Genomic DNA, 19,422 nt, shown 5'->3' on the forward strand with positions numbered 1-19,422 from the left:
GACTCGCAAATTCGTCCGCAATTTTGAAAAAAAATTAAAAAAATTTCCATATCTCTTTTCCTGCCATTTGAGTTTTTTTCATCTTTACTTATCTTAATAACTATTTTACATAACTTATATTACGCCAATATTTATATTATTATATTATCATATATTATATTTTACCTGTATTTAAATATATATATAATATATATAAGACTTCAGTAATCCGTAAACCCTCTTTACTGGCCGATTTTAGCCACTTAACTTTAGAAACGGCTTTTAGGAATAGAACATAAAAAAGACAATATTATCAATAACTTAACGATTACTGCTTTCTGAAATACTAATTAGTAACTCAGAAATTAGGTACGAAATTGGTAGTTTTTTACCTATGAAAAAGTAGCTTCAGTAGTGTATCAAAACGTTTAAATCTTATTTTAATTTTTAAAGATTTTATTCTTTTAGATAAAAAAATTATTACTACTTTTTTATAATAAATTAGTCATACAAAGTCTTGGTAAAAATCTCTATTCATGAAACTTTTGGAGTTTTTATGAAGAATTCTTATCAAGGAATCGATTCTACAATTGTTAAACATGTGAGATTTCAAGCTTCGCGCCTTAAATCCAAAAGCTGTTTTATTAACGAAAGTCTCGAAGATATAGAACAAGAGCTTTTTTGTCAGGTTTGGCAATATCTTAACCAGCACGATGAGAAAAGAAGTAGTTTTAGTACTTTCGTTGCTAGATTAGCTAATTATTGTGCTCGCAATATGTTACGCAATCAGTTATGTCTAAAACGTAATATAACTTTTGATGATATAAACGACGATATTCCAGATCATAGGAACTCGGAAATCGAAGCGATAATTCGCACTGACATAAATAATATAATTTCAACTTTGTCTGAAAAAGATAGTAATTTATGTCAATTACTTAAGGTATTTACTATTACTGAAGTTTCTGTAATAACCAAAATACCGAAGACAACTATCTATCGCACACTAGAACGAATACGCAATAAATTCTCAGTTTTAGAGAAGTTATAAGCTCTCGATTATATTTGCTCAAAATTTTTTTTTGCAAATTGCGGACGAATTGCCTAGGTCATCGTACATATATATTTAGGTACTGGGAGAAAAATGAAAATAATGAACAGCAATGAACGGCTAAAAGTTCAAACAGGTATAAAAATGGTCATCTTTGGTCCTTATGGTATAGGTAAAACTAGTCTCTTAAAGACCATAAATGAACCAACACTTTGTCTTGATTTTGAGGCAGGTTTACTTGCTGTTCAAGATTGGCAAGGGGATTCTGTAAGTATTCGTACTTGGAATGAGGCAAGAGATATTGCATGTCTCATAGGTGGTCCTAATCCTGCGTTAAAATCTGACTCAGCATATAGCCAAAAACACTATGAGCATGTATCCAGTAAATACAAAGAGCTTGCTTCAGAGTTTCTCAAGTATCGATGTATTTTTATCGATAGTATTACAGTAGCCTCGCGTTTATGTCTATTGTGGGCAAAAATGCAACCTGAAGCTTTTTCTGAAAGATCAGGAAAACAAGATATGAGAGCTGCTTACGGGTTACTTGCTCAAGAAATGATGGCTTGGCTCAATCAGTTTCAACATATTCCAAATAAAGACATCATTATAGTTGGAACTCTTGGGCAATACCTTGATGATTTCAATCGCTCGACTTGGCTACCTCAATGTGAAGGTACTAAAACCGCAAGTGAAATTCCTGGCATTGTTGATGAAGTAATTAGCATGGTTGGAATCAAGAAAGATGATGGTACAGAAATTCGTTCATTTGTCTGTCAGACGATTAATTCTTGGGGATATCCTGCTAAAGATCGAAGTGGTTGCCTTAATATGGTTGAAGAACCGCATCTAGGAAAACTTCTTACAAAAATTAAAACTAAAGCTTTTGCAATTCAACCTATCACGCCCAACATATAGGAGGTTATTATATGCTACAAAACTTTTTAACTATTGGTCAAAAAATTCCTTTTTTCAGTGTGAAAGAATACTTGGACGATCGATCGCCAATACCAGAGGATATAATCTCACCAAGAATTCTAACTAAAAGAGGTTTGTTAGTATTTGGTGGCCCTCCTAAGATTGGCAAAAGCGACTTTTTGATCTCTTGGCTTGTTTACATGGCTGCTGGTAGATCATTTCTCGGTATGACACCAAATAGACCTTTGAAAATCTTCTACATGCAAACTGAAATTGAATATGAATATATGAAAGAACGGTTGCAACAACTTGATAACGAACTTTTGAATGTAGCTGCTAACAACTTAATCATTACGCCAAAGGTGCACTTATCATTTAATCATGATGAAATAAGTGAAATTAAGGAGATTGTAAATGAACGCTTTAAACCTGATGTTTTGGCCATAGATCCATTACGTAACATCTTTAGCAGTGAATATGGAAATGAAAATGACAATAGTGCTATGCTGTTTTTTCTGCAAAAGACTCTTGAAAAGCTACGCAGTGCTGTCAATCCAGATGCTTGTATTGTACTTACTCATCATACAAAAAAATTATCGAAAAAGATGCTCGAAGAAGATCCATTTCAAGGCCTAAGTGGTGCTGGATCTTTACGTGGATTTTACAGTACTGGTATGGTGATGTTTGCTCATGATGAAGAAAGCAGTGCACGCCAGATAGTATTTGAGCTTCGCAATGGTGAACGCGTGCCAAACAAACTTGTCGATAAGATAAATGGTCATTAGCAGCTAATGGAATAGCTAATTTTCACTTTGAAGTCAACTTATAGGAGAGCGTATGCTACAAGATTTTTTAACTGATTTTAATAACGCGAAACTGCGAAGCAGTTTGATACCGAAAGGTACAATAGTCAAGGTAAAAATGGCAATAAAGCCTGGAGGTTATGAAAATTGGTTCACTAAAAACTACACTACTGGCAGCATCTATTTAAACACTGAATTTACTGTCACTGAAGGTCCATATGCAAAACGCAAGATTTTTCAGATTATAGGTATCAAAAATGGCAAAGCAGAAGGTGAAGAAGACATCTGGGGAGAATCTGGACGTTCTATGCTGCGTAGTATTTTGGAATCATCCAGAAATATTCATGCAAATTACACTTCAGAGAAAGCAGTTACTGCTAGAAAAATCAACTCTATAGCTGATTTCAACGATTTAGAGTTTACAGCAAAAGTAGGCGTTGAAACTAATAATACGTACGGAGATAAGAATAGGATTACTACAGTTATTACTCCAGAATTACAAAAAAGTTTTCAAGATGATTGGTTGCCATTTTGAAGTATGACGAAGGAAAGTTGTGGGCTGCCGTTATTACTAGAGCTATTCAGGATGCAGTAGGAAAAAACCCTAAACTTAAAAAAGAGGCTTGTCAATGGATTCGCTCACGATCTTTTGAAACTGTTTGTGAGCTGGCTAATCTTGACTTTAAACGTCTAAAAAATATGTTGAACAAATTTGGAATAAACAAGGAGAATTTTATGGATTTTTTATCTAAAAATGTTTTGAAAATAAAATCATTATTAATTAATAACATCAAGGATTGTTTATCTTATTTGTTGCCTGATGGCAAATCTTACCAAGATAAATTCTATATTGGAAGTAGAAATGGAAATAAGATAATAGTTGAAATGGAAGGAGAAAATGCAGGAAATTGGTACAACCTGATCGAAGAAAAGAAAGGAAATATAATAGACCTTTGGACTTTAGTTAAAGGTAATATAGATTCTGCTGAAACATGGTTGAACGGTAAAGATGAAAGAAGTTCCATATTACAAGAAAAACAAAACGAAGGAAAAGCATTTTCTGTAAATCATTACTTAAATGACAAATCACCAATGCCACAAGATATAATAGGCCCAAGAATTTTGACACCAGGTGGTCTTTTGGTCATAGGTGGTACTCCAAAGATTGGCAAAAGTCATTTTCTTCTTTCTCTATTAGTACATCTGGCAGCAGGAAGATCATTTCTTGGCATGAAGCCTACAAGACCGCTAAAAATATTCTATCTACAAAACGAAATGGAATATGATTACATTAGAGAACGTATACAACAACTCAACAAACTTCCTCATTTAGCAACAGAAAACTTAGTTGTGACGAACAAGATGAATTTGACCTTAAATGAAGAAAGTATAGAAAAAATAAAAAATATGGTAGAGGAAAAGTTTGATTTAGTTGTGATTGATTCTCCTTATAATTACGTTAACTATGGTCTGCAGCATGCAATAGAAAAACTACGTTCCAAGATTAATCCTATGGCTGGAATAATCATCACAAATCACACCAAAAAAGTATCTACCTCTATATTGGAAAAGAATCCATTTCAAGCTCTCGTTGGTGCTAACGCTTTAAGAAGTTTTTATACATCTGGAATAGTAATATTTCAACCCAATAAACGTACAAATATCTTGCAAGTAGTATATGAACTTAGAAACGGTAGATCTATACCAACAAAATTCATCAATAAGATTAATGGATGTTGGAAAACTGCTAACGTTATAGCTAGAACATAAAAATTCTTCAGGTAGGTATGGATATTTATTGTTCACAAAGAAATGGACATTATAAATTATTAGGGAAGAAAGAACAGTTAAGAACTCAACTCCTATCAAATATAAGGTCATGTCTTTCTTATTTACTGCCAAGAGGAACTTTTCGTGGTGATAAGTTCTATGTAGGTGATCTACAAGGCAATAAAGGACAAAGTATGATAGTGGAGTTAACTGGCAGTAAAGCCGGATTATGGCATGATTTTTCCACCGAAGAAGGAGGAGATATTTTTGATCTTTGGGCTGCTGTTACTGGAAAAAATCAATTTACTGATACGATAGAAGATATTGCTAAGTGGATTGGTTATTCGGAAAAAAATAACACTCTGGGGCAACCAACGGCATCATGGAACTATTACGATGAAAGTGATCAAGTGATTGTTACAGTTTATCGTTATAACACTGATTCAGGAAAAAGATATCTTCCTTTTGATGTAAAAAGGTCTAGTTTTACTCTACCAGAGACCAGGCCTTTATATAATATTCCAGGTATCATGAAATCTGATAAGGTGATTTTAGTTGAAGGTGAAAAGTGTGCAGATGCTCTGATAGAGCAAGGTATGACTGCCACAACTGCAATGTTAGGAGCAAGTGCACCAATAGAAAAAACAGACTGGTCACCACTTAAGGGCAAGCATGTTATTATTTGGCCAGACAATGATGAACCAGGTAAACAATATGCTGAGAAAGTTGTGAAAAAGCTTACTTTTCTTGGTGTTTTATCACTTACTCTTCTTGAAATACCGGAGAATAAACCAAAGGGATGGGATTCAGCTGATGGTATAGAAGAAAAGATGAATATTCCTGAATTCATTGAAAATAACTCGAAAAAAATCATCGTTAAGCAATTGCTTAATATTCAAGAATGGAGCGTAGAACGTTTTATAGGTCCAGTACCGGAGCAAAAGTTTCTTGTTGAAGGGTTATTTCCTTTAGGAGTGACATCTATTCTAGCTGCAATGGGAGACACTGGTAAAGGTATGCTTCTACTTGATTTAGCACTGAAAGTTGCGAGTAGAAAAGATCAGCCATGTGGTTTTGGCCCACTTGTTACTGAGCATGGATCTGTGGTAATATTCTCTGCAGAAGATGATATGAGTGAAATACATCGTCGTTTAGAGCGTCTTGATTCGCAATGCGAGAGATTAAAATATAAGGATAGGCTCTTTATTGTACCATTACCAAATGTTAGTGGATCACTTACAATCATAAAGAGTGTTTCAGGTAAAGTTATAGAGACTTCTCCTGAATTTGAATTGATAACAAAACAACTTAATAAAATAAAAAACTTAAAATTAATCGTATTTGATCCACTTGCATCATTTGTGCACGCTGATTTAAATACTGACCCAGCCGTAGGCGATTATTTGATGTCTTTATTATCTGATTTAGCAGGTAGCACTGGAGCATCAATAATTACTGCTCATCATATGAGAAAGCCAAAAAGTGAAAAACCTATATCGACTGTTGAGCAAGCACGTGATGCCATTAGAGGTACATCTGCTCTTGTTAATGGTGTTAGGTGTTCATACGCTTTTTGGTCTGTGGAAGATACAGCTAAACCGACAATTTTTAAATCAATAGGAGAATCTGTAAGACAGAACGCATTATTTTATGGAGCAATTGTTAAAGCAAACGGTTTGGCTGATCGCACTTTACGCACTTATTTAAGAAATGAAGAAACAGGATTGTTAGAGGACATAACTGAAAGATTAAGAATAAAAAATATGAACGAAAAAGATTCAAAGCAGCATCTTATAACTGCAATTACACGAGCAGCAATTTCTGGACATCCATTTACCCATACAGGAAGTACAGGAGTGTATAAACAGCGGCATAGACTACCTGAGGAGTTTCACAGTATAGGAAGAGATAGAATGGAGCGTATAGTTCAAGAGCTGTTACAAGCACGGAAGTTGGTTAAAGGAATGGCTACTGGTTCAAAAGAAGATAAATGGCTTGACATTCCTAGCGGACCATTTGCTCGCGGCGTTGGAAAGTTTAGCTGTGGAGCTGAGCTATTCTCCTAAAAAATTTTTCTGATATAAAAAAATATTTTGATTTTTGCGGACGAATTTTGAACTCACCGTACATATATAATATAGGGGGAAAAATGTCAATACTCACACAGTCAGGAAGAGCAGCAATAGCAGCCAGCATCAAAAAGCAATCTATCCATCTTGCTTGGGGAACAGGTGATTCAAGTTGGGAAAGTAGCCACAAAGTAGAAAAAACTTTCGTTAAGGGTGAAATAAAATTTGATCATCAACCTATTTTTGATCGTCAACCTATTAAAGATGTGAAGGTTTTTACAGGGCAAACAACTTATCAGCCAAGTATTGACTATACAGTTAATGGCAGTACTGGTGTAATAAAACTTACGGAAAATAGCTCTATTCCAGTAAGTGATAAAGTTACTGTAGAGTATAGTGAAAGCACACCACCAGAGCTGATAACTTCTGAAAAACTGCTCAATGAACTTGGCAGACGTACTGCAGACGAAGTGCTATTCTGCACAGGTGATGAAAACGGTGAACTTATAACTCCATCTGGAAGGTTTAGGCCCTCAAATGTACCAACTAATAATCTCTATCTCAAATTTACTTTCGATTTCACGGATGCAGCAAATCAAGTAATCAGAGAGCTAGGGGTTATTGTTGGTACTAAAATAAAAGAAGAATTACCTGAAGGACAGAGATATTTCGAGCCAAAAGACGTGGAAAATCCTGGAATTTTGTTAGTTTTAGAACACACCGTACCACTTATCAGAACTGCAGCAACCAGGGAAACTTTTTCATTTGTTGTAACTTTTTGAATTTTTCTAGCATTAAATGACTTTAAACGCCTATTATAACCGCTTTAATCCTGACAAAGAATATGAGAAAAGCTTATTTCTTGCTGGAAGAGGTCTACAGTCTGCAGAATTAAACGAAACTCAGGAGTATGCTCTCTCTAAGCTTAAAGGCATAGGTGATGCAATATTTCGTGATGGTGATGTTATAACAGGAAGCAATTGTATTATAGATAGAGAAACTGGTAAAGCTACACTTGAGGGAGGAAAAATCTATCTTCGTGGTGCAGTTAGAAAAGTCGAAAAAGAAGAGTTTGTTATTCCTCTTAATACTATAGTTCGTATCGGTGTTTATTATCTAGAATCTACAATTACAGAGCTTGAGGATGAAAATCTTCGTGATCCTGCAGTTGGTACAAGAAACTATCAGGAAGTAGGAGCTGCAAGGCTTAAAGTTTCCACCATTTGGGGATACCAAGTAGAAAGTGTTACTGTTAACTCTACAAATGGCGAATTTTACCCAATTTACAATATTGAAAATGGAGTATTGATAGAACATTCACCGCCACCACAAGCAAATATAGTAACTACTGCTCTTGCTCGTTATGACAAAGAAGCAAATGGTTCCTACGTCGTAAATGGTCTTGAAGTAATGTTCCTGCAAAAGGAAGAGGGAGAAGGAGGAAAAAAAATATTTGTGATTAATGAGGGCAAAGCTCATGTTGATGGCTATGAAATTGAGTTACCTCACAGTATTCGTGTTTCTTTTGATGAAGATCCGGATATAAAATCAGTTGAATCAGAACCACATACTTTTCAGCCAAATAGCCAAAGAGTAATGGAACTGAAGGTTAATGATTTTCCAATAAGTGAAATCAAAAAAGTAGATATCACTATTCAAAAAACCATTACTGTTACTCACGGTTCATATTCAGGAGCCATTGATCCGATACCTGACTCTGCAGTACTTGAAATTATTCAAGTTAAACAAGGCAATGTTATTTATGAAAATAGTACAGACTATAAGTTAAATGCAGGAAACGTTGATTGGTCATTACCAGGTAAAGAACCAGCTCCTGGAAGTAGTTATCAAATCACTTACCGCTGTCGTACTCATGTAAGTCCTGAAGATATAAGTGAACAGGGATGCAAAGTAAAAGGAGCAGTTGATAACAGCTTGGTTTTGATTGATTACACCTGGAAAATGCCCCGCTATGATTTAATTACTATCGATAGCAAAGGGGTGGTAAGAAGAATAAAAGGAATTTCCCATTCTTGGAGACCATCGATTCCTAAAGCACCTAGTGGACAACTTTTGCTCTGCCACATTCATCAGACGTGGAAAAACGGAGAAAAAGAAGGGGTAAAAATAGTGAATAATGCTATTCATGCTGTACCGATGAATGAGCTTGAAGCAATGAAAAAAGGAATAAATGATCTTTATGCGCTGGTTGCAGAGGAACGTCTACGCAATGATGCAAATTCAAGAGAACCTACCAGCAAAAAAGGAGTATTTGTAGATCCGTTCTTTGATGATGATATGCGTGATCAAGGAATTTCGCAGTCTGCAGCAATAGTAAACAAAGAATTAATTTTACCTATAGATGTGGAAATTATTGATGTTGAAAGAGGTAAAGAACCTTATCTTTTACCTTATAAACTTGAACCGGTACTGGAGCAGCTTTTACAGACTAAAGGAGAAAAGATCAATCCATATCAAGCTTTTGATCCAGTTCCGGCACAAATTACTCTAAATAAAAACATTGACCACTGGACAGAGGTTACCACGAATTGGAAAAGTCCAGTAACCAGAGTATTTAATGTTAAAGAAACAACAGAGCTGCTGTCAAGTACCTCATACGAAACTGAATTTATGAGAGAAGCAGTACAGAATTTTGAAATTGAAGGTTTTGAGCCAAGTGAGAAGCTTAAAGAGATAAAATTTGACGGAATAATTATTCAACCTATAGCATAAAAATATGTTAATAGTTAACAATCAAGGACAAATAAGTGGAAAAATAAAAATCCCAGCAAATATTCCAGCAGGTACTAAATTAGTACAGTTTTATGGTGATAAAGGAAGCTATGGAGAAGCAACGTACACTGGTAAAAAAACTATTACCATAGAAGAGAGAAGAAGAGTTATCGCAGCAAGAAGAGTTGATCCTTTAGCGCAAACATTTACTTTAAATGAGAGCAGACACATAGGAGGTCTAGAGTTATGGTTTATAAATAAAGGTAAAAAACGTGTTGTTGTGCAGATTAGAGAAACAGCAGTGGGAATGCCCTCGCAGACTGTCATTGCTGAAAGTTATATTGAGCCAAAAGATATAAAGATAGATGGCACAGCAACACGTATAGAATGGTCACCAATGTTTTGCCATGCAGGAGAGGAGTATGCGATAGTACTACTTACTGATGATGCAGATACTGCAGTAAAAATAGCAGAGCTTGGCAAGTATGATGCAGTAAATAGCCGTTGGGTAACAAGTCAGCCATATCAAGTAGGAGTATTACTTTCATCGAGCAATGCAAGTACCTGGACTCCACATCAAAATTTAGATTTAACGTTTCGATTACTAGCTGCAAAATTTAGCGAACTTTTTCACCTTTTTAATCTTGGCAAAGTCAATGCGAATAATGTATCGGATTTGATAGTTTTGACGAACGTTGAAAAAGTAGCATTTGATACCAATGTAGAATTTATCTTAACAGATGAAGAGGGAAGAGAAAACTTTTTGTCTGATAATTTGCCGCTTGCACTGCGCGAAAGAATAAATGGAGAATTAACGGTAAAAGCAAGCCTAAAAGGAGGGCGAGAAAAAAGTCCAGTGCTATATCCTGGGTTACAGCTAGTTATGGGTAATATAGGGGAAAAAGGAGATTATGTAACTAGGAGCATTACAGCAGGAGCTAACACTAAGATAACAATTACCTATGATGCGCTAATACCTGGCACTGCAGATGTTAAAGCATATGTGCAAAAAAACGTGGATTGGCAATTAGTAAATTTAACATCAGGAAAACCTATTGGGGAAAATTGGGTAGAGAGAACTCATGTGCTGACAAACTTTAATGGCAATGAAACAAGGATAAAATTAGTTTTAAGTGGAACGGTTGTTTATCGCCCTAAGGTAAAAAATCTCAGAGTGATTGTCACATAATGACTGTTGACCAAACCAAACGAGGATATCCACTGCCTCATCCAGAAAATATTGCAGTTCAAGATGTGGTACGTATTCGAAGAGCTATAGAAAAAATAGATGAAGATATTACCGAAAGAGAAGATGAACTAAAAAATAATTTTAAACGATTTAGATTTGAAACTTTTTTGAATTTTTGGGAATGAAAGAAGCAATAGAAGCGTTACATCAAAGGATAAAGGATTTAGCAGCAAATAGCACACCTGATCAACTGGCATATCTTGCAAAATCGCTGGAATTGATAGCAGATAAAAAAGCTATTTCCAACGTTGTGCAGATGACTGAAGTAAAAGGAATAATTGATGCACTACAAAAAAGACTTAAGGATTTAGCAGAAAACAGTACTCCAGATCAATTAGCATATCTTGCTAAAGCGTTGGAATCAATAGTCGACAAAAGTGCAGTTTCTGAAATTGTACAGATGACTGATGGTAAGCTAAAAGAACTTCTTGATAGTGCAAAAAAACACTTAACTGATCTGGATAATAAAAAAGCTAGTTCTTTAGCAGTGATCTCTGAATCAGAGAAGCAGTTATTAAAGAGAATTGATGAAAAAGGAACAACAAATTTATCGCTACTTGATACGAGAAAGAATGCCAATATTGCAGCAATAAATAGCATTAGTAACAGTCATAAAGATGGTCTTAAAGGTTTAGTGAATAACTTCCGTACTGTTAATGATGTGCCAAGTGGCTCATCAATTATTAGGGAAATAGAAACTCGAATTGAAAACATCCTGAATGAGGTAAAAACTCGGGATGAACAGTTAAAAGCGTCTCTTATAAATGAAATAAGAAAGCGCAACATGGTTGAACCAGGGTCATTACCTTTCTTATTTGGTGTACTTGGCAGAAAAAATAATTATTTTGGCCACGGAACTTTTACGACAGAGCTTGGAAAGTGGAGTAGTGATATAACAAAAACTGACTATATGTTACAACTACTAGCAGGTAGCCATACGTACAATACAGATTACGTTAGTTTTTATCGGCCAAGACAACTAAGTTTTATAGAGGGAAGTAAAGGAACATTTATTTACGGAGAGTTATGCACAAAAAGTTTTTCGGGTAGTTATGATGAGATATACTATTACCCGTATGCTGCACTTGGAGTAGTATTTGTAAAAAATACAACCAATGTGAACATAAATAAGACAATGGAATTTGTTGGATCATCGTATTCGAGTACGGAGTATGGGGGAGCAGGATTATTTGTGGGAATTCCTGATAACACTAATTCTAATAAATCAAGTATTTCAAAAATAGTATGGAAAAATGTTTACCAATACATGAGTTCTGATAGCAAGTTAGCCGGATCTGGTAATGTGGAGATTCCAGCAGGAAAAACAGTTGCAATATTACTTTACACATCATCTTATCTGTATTCCAGAACACAAGTTAGTCAAGGTATGCTTGCATCAAATTATGTACACAACTATGGTCAATTTATTCAGTGGGGGATTTATAACATACGTAGCAATTTTCTCACCACAGGGCTTGAGGTAGATGTGGAAAGGACGCTCAGGGGTTGGCAATGTCCAGGGTTAGAACGAACTGATCAAATATGGCAATGAGGAGGAATTTGTGACTATTTATATACGTTTTGAAAACCACAAGCAGATTGAAACAACAACACTTGAAAACAAGCCAACTGGAAATGATTGGTATGAAGCACCAAAGAATTTTGACTGGCAAAAAAGTTATTGTTTAACAGAAGGAGAGAAAATTGTTGAAAGGAATAAGGAAGATATTGAGCTGGAATTATTGGAAAATGCGAAACTTTCTGCACTTCGTTTTTATTTTAATAACTATACTAACGAATACGCTGGAAATTCTCACCAAAAAGCTAAATCGTATCAAATACAAGAAAAAGCCGCAAAAAGCATTCTAGCAGCACCAGAGTCTATAAGTAAAAAGGATACAGAAATTATAGAACCATTAGCAAAAGTCCGTGGTATTACAGTTATTGAAATGGCAAGAATAATTGAAGAAAAAGCAAAAAAAGCAGTAAAAGAAATAATTAAATGTGAAGAGTTGGAAGACATTACCAAGAAGAAAATTGCAGAAGCCAAAAGTAAAAATGAGCTAGAGAACTTACTAAACGATTTTAAACAAAAGATACAAAGAAATGGCTGAAGAATTTTTACACGGAGTAAATGTTATTGAGGTAACCTCAGGAGCAAAGACAGTACGTACAGCTAAATCATCAGTGATAGGTGTAATTGGTACTGCACCTGAAGCTGATGAGCAAAAGTTTCCGCTAAATAAACCAGTGTTAATTGCAGGAAGCTTAAAAGAAGCAGCAAGACTTGGAAAGAGTGGCAGTTTACCTTCTGCAACAAACGGAATATTTTCCCAGATTGGTGCAACAGTAGTAGTTATTCGAGTTAAAGAAAGTGAAAACAGCGATTTAAAGCTCAAAGAAAGTGAAACTATCCAAAATATAATTGGCGGTGTTGATAAAGAGACTGGAGAGTATCAAGGGATAGAGGCATTCCTCAGTAGTGAAAGCATAGTTCATATTGCTCCAAGAATATTAATTGCACCTCAGTTTACTCATCAGTTACCTGAAATAGATGGAGTAAATCCAGTAGTGAGTGCTTTAATTTCCATAGCAGAAAAATTAAGAGCAATTATTGTTGCAGATGGACCAAATACTAATGATGAAGAAGCAATAAAATGGAGAAAAAGTGTGCGCAGCTCAAGAGTTTACGTAGTTGACCCTTGGGTTAAGGTATTTATTGAAGGAAAAGAAGGAACCTTGCCAGCAAGCCCATTTGTAGCTGGTTTAATAGCTAAAATAGACAGCGAACAAGGCTTCTGGCATTCACCTTCAAATAAAGAGATAAATGGTATTGTTGGCACAAGCAGGCCTATTGATTTTAGCTTAGGTTATGCAAATTGCAGAGCAAACCACTTAAATGAAAATGAAGTAACAACGATAATTCATCAAAACGGCTATAGGCTTTGGGGAAATAGAACATGTTCAAATGACTCAAAATGGGCTTTTCTGTCAGTGAGAAGGACTGCAGATTTAATCAATGATAGTCTACTTCGAGCTCATCTCTGGGCAGTTGATCGCAATATCACAAAAACTTATATAGATGATGTGATTGAGGGGGTGAATTCTTACCTTGCAAGTTTAAAAGCGCAAGGAGCAATTATCAGTGGAAAATGTTATGCAACTCCCGAACTCAATACACCGGCAAATATTGCAAGCGGAAAAGTGTCTTTTGATTTTGAGTTTACACCGCCATATCCAGCTGAGCAAATAATATTCAGATCCCATCTTGTAAATAATAGTGTAATAAGTTAGGAGAAAGCGAAGTGTTACCCAAAATACTGAGAAATTTTAACGTATTTGTAGATGGTCGTGGTTATGCAGGAAAAATAGATGAAATAACCTTGCCGAAGCTTACCATAAAAACCGAAGAGTACAGAGCTGGTGGTATGGATATTCCAATAAATATTGATATGGGCATGGAAAAGCTTGAAGCAGATTTCACTTTTTCTGAATACGATACAGAACTCTTTAGGCTATTTGGTCTAATAAATGGGAATTCAGTTTCTTTGACACTCAGAGGTGGAATGCAAGGGAGTGGTAGTAATGATATTGAAGCAGTAATAATCAATTTAAGAGGCATTTTTAAAGAGTTTGATTTTGGTAACTGGAAACCTGCTGAAAAAGCAACGCTGAAGTGTACTGTAGCTGCTCATTACTATAAACTTACTATAGGTGGTAATGAGTTAATAGAAATCGATGCTGAAAATATGATTAGAAAGATAAATGGTGTGGATCAGATGGCTTTGCTACAAACGGTTTTAGGCATATGAAAAGATTTCGAAATTTTATTTTAAGGAGGCAATAATGCACACTATAACACTAAACAACCCAATTACAGTTGATGGAATTTCTGTCTCAGAGTTATCGATGCGTGAACCTAAAGTAAGAGATTTACTTGCTATAGAACGCATAGAAGGCGAAGCTTTGAAAGAGGTAGCTTTAATTGCTAATCTAGCATCTGTGCCAAAAGAAGTAGTTGAAGATTTATGTATTAAGGATTATGTAGAAATACAAAAGGTACTAAAAGATTTTTTGTCGCCGCTGGAACAGAGAACTTAAAGTATAATGTATTACTACTCAGTTCTATTTCAGGAAGTGGAATTGAGCAGATTACTAATATGGATGTAAATGAATTTTTATCCTGGATAGAAATAAGTAAAGGAGTGGCAAAAAAATGTCAATGCTTTCAATAAAGATCGGTGCAACATTAGATGGCAGTTTTAATAGTGCAATGACAGGTAGTGCAGCAAAGCTTTCTAAGTTGGGTGATAGTATAAAGCAGCTTGATTCGTCAATGAAATCAGTCTCCAAATTTAAGCAATTAAATCATGATGCTCTTGAAGCCATGAAGAATTGGAAGGAAGCGGAGAAGAAAGCAAAAGAATCAGCTACAGCAATCGCTAAAGAGAAGAAGGAAAAAAAAGAACCAAGCAAAGCACTGAGAAATGAATTCGAAAAATTGAAAGCATCGGCATCAAAGGCAAAAGAGGCTTATATTAAAAAGAGAGATGCACTTCACACATTAAATGAAGAAATAAGGAAAAGTGGAAAGGATATTAAATCTTTAGTGAGGGATCAAACTAAACTTGGTTCATCTGTTGAAGTACTCAAAGGGAAATACAGTAAATTAGGATCTGTAATACAAAAACAGCAAAATGCTTTGGCAAAAAAAGCGCATTATAGGTCACAAGTAATGGAGACTATAGGACTAGGTCTTTCACTTGCAGCTCCAATTAAAGTTGCGATTGACTTTGAAAGTGCCATGGCTGATATTAAAAAGGTCGTAGACTTTACTTCTGGTACAAACGAAGCTGAAGAATTTGCTCAAAAATTGAAGAAATTATCCCGTGAAATACCATTAGCAGCTGCAGAGTTAGCACAAATAGCTGCAAGTGGTGGACAGCTTGGTATCAACAAAGGTAAGCTACTTGAATTTACCACAACAGTAGCTAAAATGGCCACAGCATTTGATATGTCTGCCGAACAAGCTGGTGATTCCATAGCTAAACTCGCTAACATTTATGGAATTGCAGTAGAGAAGATGGAAGGAGTTGGTGATGTTATAAATTACCTATCAGATAATACTGCAGCTAAGGCAAACGATATGATTGAAGCACTTGCTAGAGTGGGTGGTAATGCAAAACAATTTGGTTTAGATATTAATCAGACAAGTAGTTTAGTAAATGCCTTCATTAGTTTAGGTAAACAACCTGAAAAAGCAGCAACTGCTGTCAATGCTCTGCTTTCTAAACTTCAAACTGCTGAAGGGCAAGGAAAAGAGTTCAAAGCAGCATTGGAATCGATAGGTATCACTGCAGAGGAAATGTCACAAAAGGTTGCTGAAAACGGGCAAAACGCTCTACTTCATTTTTTTGAAACTTTAGAAAAAGTAGATAGACAGGAACGTTCACAAATCCTTCTCAATCTCTTTGGTCAAGAATATCAAGATGATATTGCATTGATAGTTGGGAGTTTGGAAGAATATAAAAAAGCAATAGATTTTGTGGCTGATAAAGAAAAGTATAACAAATCTATGCAAAAGGAATTTAATAACCGTGCAAGCACTACAGCAAATAACTTGCAGCTACTTAAAAATACAATAGCAGAGCTAGGAATGAACTTAGGGTCAGTTATGCTACCTACTTTAAATTGGATAAGTAAGATTTTGAGGTCTATATCTACAGGTATAGCTTGGTTCGCAGAGAAGTGTCCAATTTTGACTACAGGAGTTATGAGCATAATTTCAGCTCTTATTATTGGCAAGATTGCAGTGGTAGGTTTTGGTTATGCATTTGCATTGGCTGGAGGTGGACTATTAACTTTTAATGCTATTTTGCAGGGAACACTTTTGCCAGTATTAACTTCGTTATCAGCACGAGTAATTCCAGCAGTAATCATGGAACTGAAAGCTTTAACGCTAACCAATCCTATAGGAGCTGCTATTGCTGGACTATCAGTTGGTGCAGCACTTGTAATCGCTAATTGGCAAAAGGTAAAGGACTTTTTCTCAAGTATCTGGAAATCAATTACAAAACCTATAGAAAATTGGATTGGTATAGGAAAATTGTTTAATGATAATCCAATAAAAGCATTAGAGAAAACAGTAGAAGCAAAAATAGGCAGTGCAACTAGTGAAAATAGAAATGTTTTTAGTAAAGGAAATCCTTTATTAAATAATAATGCTTTTAGTGGAATTTCGAATAGTAGAACGAATATTGAAAGTGCTAGCGTGATTACAGAAAAAGGTTCTGTAGCAGATAATTCAGAGAAAGTTTTAAAAGACTGTGAAAAGTGTGAACAAAAAATTTTCAATCAAACTTTTACATTTAATATAAGTATTAAAGCAGAACCTAACCAAGATGTACGTAGTCTTGCTGATACAGTAATAAAAAGAATAAGAGAAAAATCGCGAGATGTTTTATTTGATTCAATAGAACCTATTTACTAATGTTTTCACTTGGTCCATATAAAATTTCTCCAACAGGGTTAAGGTGCAGTAAAGAGAATCGTTGGAATACCATAGAGTGTATTCACAAAGCTCCATTGTTGCAAAATATTGGCCAGGGAGTAGAAAATATAGATTTAGAAGGAGTCATTTATCTTAATAACTCTAATGGCTTAAACCAACTAAAAAATTTAAAGGAATCAATAGAAAATCAAGTATCCTATCCTTTAGTGGATAATACGGGTAATGTTTTAGGGCAGTTTGTAATTACACGATTAGAAGAAAAGCAAACGTCGTATTTTCCCTGTGGATTAGCAAAAAAGGTTGAATTTAGCTTAAGTTTAAGGCGTTATGTATGACAGTACATTATATAGCACAAGAAAATGAAATGTTGGATTATATATGCTTTAAACACTATGGACATAGCTCTGGAGCAGTAGAAATAGTATTGGAAGAAAATCCTGGACTTGCAGATTATGGAAGTTTTTTGCCTGCAGGATTAAAAATCAAGTTACCTACAATACAAGAGCAGTTGAAAAAATCGAAGTTAAAAGTGTGGGAATAAATGAAACCTGAATTTAGCATCGAAGGAATAAAAGATCATGTAATATCGGTGTATCTTACTGATGAATCTGGTACTATAGATGATATCGCAGAGGTATGTGTTGATTATGGCAATGAAAATGTAGAAGTTCCAAATGAATTGAACATAGCACTAGGTTATAAGGAAACGGGAATCTTTCCAATGGGTGTATATACAGTCAATGAAGTTACGATACAAGGCCCACCTAAGACCCTACTAATAAAAGCTCATGCAACAAATTTAAGAATATCTTTAAAGGCAAAAGTATCAAAAGAATGGCACCAAATTACCATAGAAAACTTAGTGAAAGAAATAGCTCAAAAACATGGATATGGACATAAAGTTGCTGAGGAATTTAAGGATATATTGATACCCCACATCAACCAAATAGATGAAAGTGATATCAGCTTGTTAACTAAAATAGCGACAGAACGCGAAGCAATGGCCAAATTAGCTGGTGGGTATATATTGTTTATTTCAAAGAATATGGCAAAATCAGCCACAGGAAAAGCTTTAGGAACAACGACTATTAGACCTCAAGACACAATTAATTGGAAAGTGCATTTTACCATACGTGATAAGTATAATTCAGTAGTGGCAAAGTGGCATAGCTATGAAAAGGGCGAAACTATTAAAGAAACAGTTGGTAGCGGTGAGCCAAGTTATATTATGCTGGAACTTTACTCAAATGCAGAGTCAGCACTAAGTGCAGCAAATGCCAAGTTGAAACAATTGAAGCGTAACAATGAAACTTTAGATGTAACTATGCCTGGTAATCCTCAAATTTTTGCAGAAGCTAAACTTAATCTTCTAGGTTTTAATCAAGCGTTAGATGGTGAATGGATAATTAATAGAGCGGAGCATACTTTAAATAGCTCGGGTTACCTTACTATGTTGTCAGCATCTTTGAGTAAGTAATGTTAAGAAAAAAATGAGTAATGATCTATTTAATATGAAGAAACTGTGTGCCAAATATGAAAAAAATAAAGTATAATGAAAGAGATAAACTACATTTCGTATGGTTCATACTATTAATAGTATGCATTGTTATTACTTATTGCTATCAAAAATCTAAAGCTACAGATAATTATAACAAAACATTACAAGTGGCTACTAGTAATTGCAACTTAGAAATAGTAAAACTTTTAGTAAAGGATATGGCTCCAAACTTGAGTGGAACAACGTTACATTGTGCAGCAAGAAAAGGATGTTTAGACATTATCAGATTTTTAATAGAAGAGGAAAAAGTAAATATAAACGCACTTGATAGAAATGCATTTAAAAGAATAGCTTTACATCACGCTGCAGGTGAAGGACACCTAGAAGTTATTAAGTTTTTATTGGAGAAAGGCGCAAATCCTAATATTAGAGATATAGATGGAAAAAACCCAAGAGATGTAGCTGTGCTAAGATCACGGCACAATAAAGATAAACCATACGATGAAATTATACACTTGCTCTATAATGCTGAAAAAGAACACGAATCTGAGCAGTAATATTTCGTAACCGGAAACAAGAAGTAGTTGAAAGATTACACAGTTAGGAGAAACATGCAAAATCAAAAAATCCCAATTACAGTAATTATCACGTTATTAATACAAACAGTAGCATTTATATGGTGGTTATCCAAGCTAGACTCAAGGGTACAATTTCACGATAAACTTATTGAATATGGTTTAATGGAAAAAGTGTTAGTACTTGAGGAAAGGGTAAAAAATCTTTCTGAGGAATTGGATGAGTTTAAATTACACGTTCTAAGCGGAAAAATTAAATCTTAATACCT

General features: G+C 34.9%; 21 protein-coding genes. All 21 read left to right on the forward strand.

Annotation, left to right across the window (positions count from 1 at the left end):
- Window positions 1-535: 535 nt before the first annotated feature.
- The 21 genes from ACICQD_RS05605 (at window position 536) to ACICQD_RS05705 (ending at window position 19,417) form a co-directional block, all read left to right on the forward strand.
- Window positions 536-1,030: a sigma-70 family RNA polymerase sigma factor gene (locus tag ACICQD_RS05605; RefSeq protein WP_010962699.1), complete on the forward strand. Its 495-nt coding sequence runs from the start codon at window positions 536-538 to the stop codon at window positions 1,028-1,030.
- Window positions 1,031-1,123: 93 nt separating this feature from the next.
- A complete protein-coding gene (locus tag ACICQD_RS05610; protein ID WP_264686979.1) occupies window positions 1,124-1,945 on the forward strand; it encodes an ATP-binding protein in 822 nt (273 codons plus the stop codon).
- Window positions 1,946-1,956: 11 nt separating this feature from the next.
- Entirely contained in the window at window positions 1,957-2,730 is a 774-nt protein-coding gene (locus ACICQD_RS05615) for an AAA family ATPase (RefSeq protein ID WP_395461734.1), read from the forward strand.
- 52 nt (window positions 2,731-2,782) lie between these two features.
- The gene (locus ACICQD_RS05620; RefSeq protein WP_395461735.1) at window positions 2,783-3,283 is read left to right on the forward strand and encodes a hypothetical protein; all 501 of its coding nucleotides are present in this window, start codon (window positions 2,783-2,785) and stop codon (window positions 3,281-3,283) included.
- The gene (locus ACICQD_RS05625; protein WP_395461736.1) at window positions 3,280-4,518 is read left to right on the forward strand and encodes an AAA family ATPase; all 1,239 of its coding nucleotides are present in this window, start codon (window positions 3,280-3,282) and stop codon (window positions 4,516-4,518) included. The genes ACICQD_RS05620 and ACICQD_RS05625 overlap by 4 nt, the downstream gene beginning before the upstream one ends.
- Before the next feature lie 17 nt (window positions 4,519-4,535).
- Window positions 4,536-6,584 (forward strand): AAA family ATPase, encoded by a 2,049-nt coding sequence (locus ACICQD_RS05630; RefSeq protein WP_353279403.1) that lies wholly within the window; start codon window positions 4,536-4,538, stop codon window positions 6,582-6,584.
- Between the two features lie 83 nt (window positions 6,585-6,667).
- A complete protein-coding gene (locus ACICQD_RS05635; protein WP_285535012.1) occupies window positions 6,668-7,369 on the forward strand; it encodes a hypothetical protein in 702 nt (233 codons plus the stop codon).
- A 16-nt stretch (window positions 7,370-7,385) separates the two neighbouring features.
- Entirely contained in the window at window positions 7,386-9,320 is a 1,935-nt protein-coding gene (locus ACICQD_RS05640; protein ID WP_353279401.1) for a DUF4815 domain-containing protein, read from the forward strand.
- A 4-nt stretch (window positions 9,321-9,324) separates the two neighbouring features.
- Window positions 9,325-10,509, forward strand: coding sequence for a hypothetical protein (locus tag ACICQD_RS05645; protein ID WP_264685694.1), 1,185 nt, complete (start codon window positions 9,325-9,327; stop codon window positions 10,507-10,509).
- Entirely contained in the window at window positions 10,509-10,694 is a 186-nt protein-coding gene (locus ACICQD_RS05650) for a hypothetical protein (RefSeq protein WP_264685695.1), read from the forward strand. Before ACICQD_RS05645 ends, ACICQD_RS05650 begins: the two co-directional genes overlap by 1 nt.
- Window positions 10,691-12,121, forward strand: coding sequence for a hypothetical protein (locus ACICQD_RS05655; RefSeq protein WP_264685696.1), 1,431 nt, complete (start codon window positions 10,691-10,693; stop codon window positions 12,119-12,121). Before ACICQD_RS05650 ends, ACICQD_RS05655 begins: the two co-directional genes overlap by 4 nt.
- A gap of 10 nt (window positions 12,122-12,131) precedes the next feature.
- Entirely contained in the window at window positions 12,132-12,683 is a 552-nt protein-coding gene (locus tag ACICQD_RS05660; protein ID WP_264685697.1) for a hypothetical protein, read from the forward strand.
- On the forward strand, window positions 12,676-13,863 hold the full coding sequence (locus ACICQD_RS05665; RefSeq protein ID WP_353279399.1) for a phage tail sheath subtilisin-like domain-containing protein: 1,188 nt from the start codon (window positions 12,676-12,678) through the stop codon (window positions 13,861-13,863). Before ACICQD_RS05660 ends, ACICQD_RS05665 begins: the two co-directional genes overlap by 8 nt.
- A gap of 11 nt (window positions 13,864-13,874) precedes the next feature.
- Window positions 13,875-14,381, forward strand: coding sequence for a phage major tail tube protein (locus ACICQD_RS05670; RefSeq protein ID WP_264706158.1), 507 nt, complete (start codon window positions 13,875-13,877; stop codon window positions 14,379-14,381).
- Window positions 14,382-14,415: 34 nt separating this feature from the next.
- Entirely contained in the window at window positions 14,416-14,670 is a 255-nt protein-coding gene (locus ACICQD_RS05675) for a phage tail assembly protein (protein WP_141456746.1), read from the forward strand.
- Window positions 14,671-14,785: 115 nt separating this feature from the next.
- Window positions 14,786-17,059 carry a phage tail tape measure protein gene (locus ACICQD_RS05680; protein WP_395461737.1) on the forward strand — a complete coding sequence of 758 codons (2,274 nt, stop codon included), beginning with the start codon at window positions 14,786-14,788 and terminating at the stop codon, window positions 17,057-17,059.
- Entirely contained in the window at window positions 17,059-17,415 is a 357-nt protein-coding gene (locus ACICQD_RS05685; protein ID WP_236514916.1) for a phage tail protein, read from the forward strand. The genes ACICQD_RS05680 and ACICQD_RS05685 overlap by 1 nt, the downstream gene beginning before the upstream one ends.
- A complete protein-coding gene (locus ACICQD_RS05690; RefSeq protein WP_264685702.1) occupies window positions 17,412-17,621 on the forward strand; it encodes a tail protein X in 210 nt (69 codons plus the stop codon). The genes ACICQD_RS05685 and ACICQD_RS05690 overlap by 4 nt, the downstream gene beginning before the upstream one ends.
- Window positions 17,622-18,557: a phage tail protein gene (locus ACICQD_RS05695; protein WP_395461738.1), complete on the forward strand. Its 936-nt coding sequence runs from the start codon at window positions 17,622-17,624 to the stop codon at window positions 18,555-18,557.
- 56 nt (window positions 18,558-18,613) lie between these two features.
- Window positions 18,614-19,135, forward strand: a complete 522-nt coding sequence (locus ACICQD_RS05700; RefSeq protein ID WP_264730524.1) for an ankyrin repeat domain-containing protein — start codon at window positions 18,614-18,616, stop codon at window positions 19,133-19,135.
- A 54-nt stretch (window positions 19,136-19,189) separates the two neighbouring features.
- Window positions 19,190-19,417 carry a hypothetical protein gene (locus tag ACICQD_RS05705; protein WP_007302999.1) on the forward strand — a complete coding sequence of 76 codons (228 nt, stop codon included), beginning with the start codon at window positions 19,190-19,192 and terminating at the stop codon, window positions 19,415-19,417.
- Window positions 19,418-19,422: the final 5 nt, after the last annotated feature.

It is taken from the genome of Wolbachia endosymbiont (group A) of Therophilus tumidulus, assembly GCF_964277345.1.
GTDB classification, from domain to species: Bacteria; Pseudomonadota; Alphaproteobacteria; order Rickettsiales; family Anaplasmataceae; genus Wolbachia; species Wolbachia pipientis.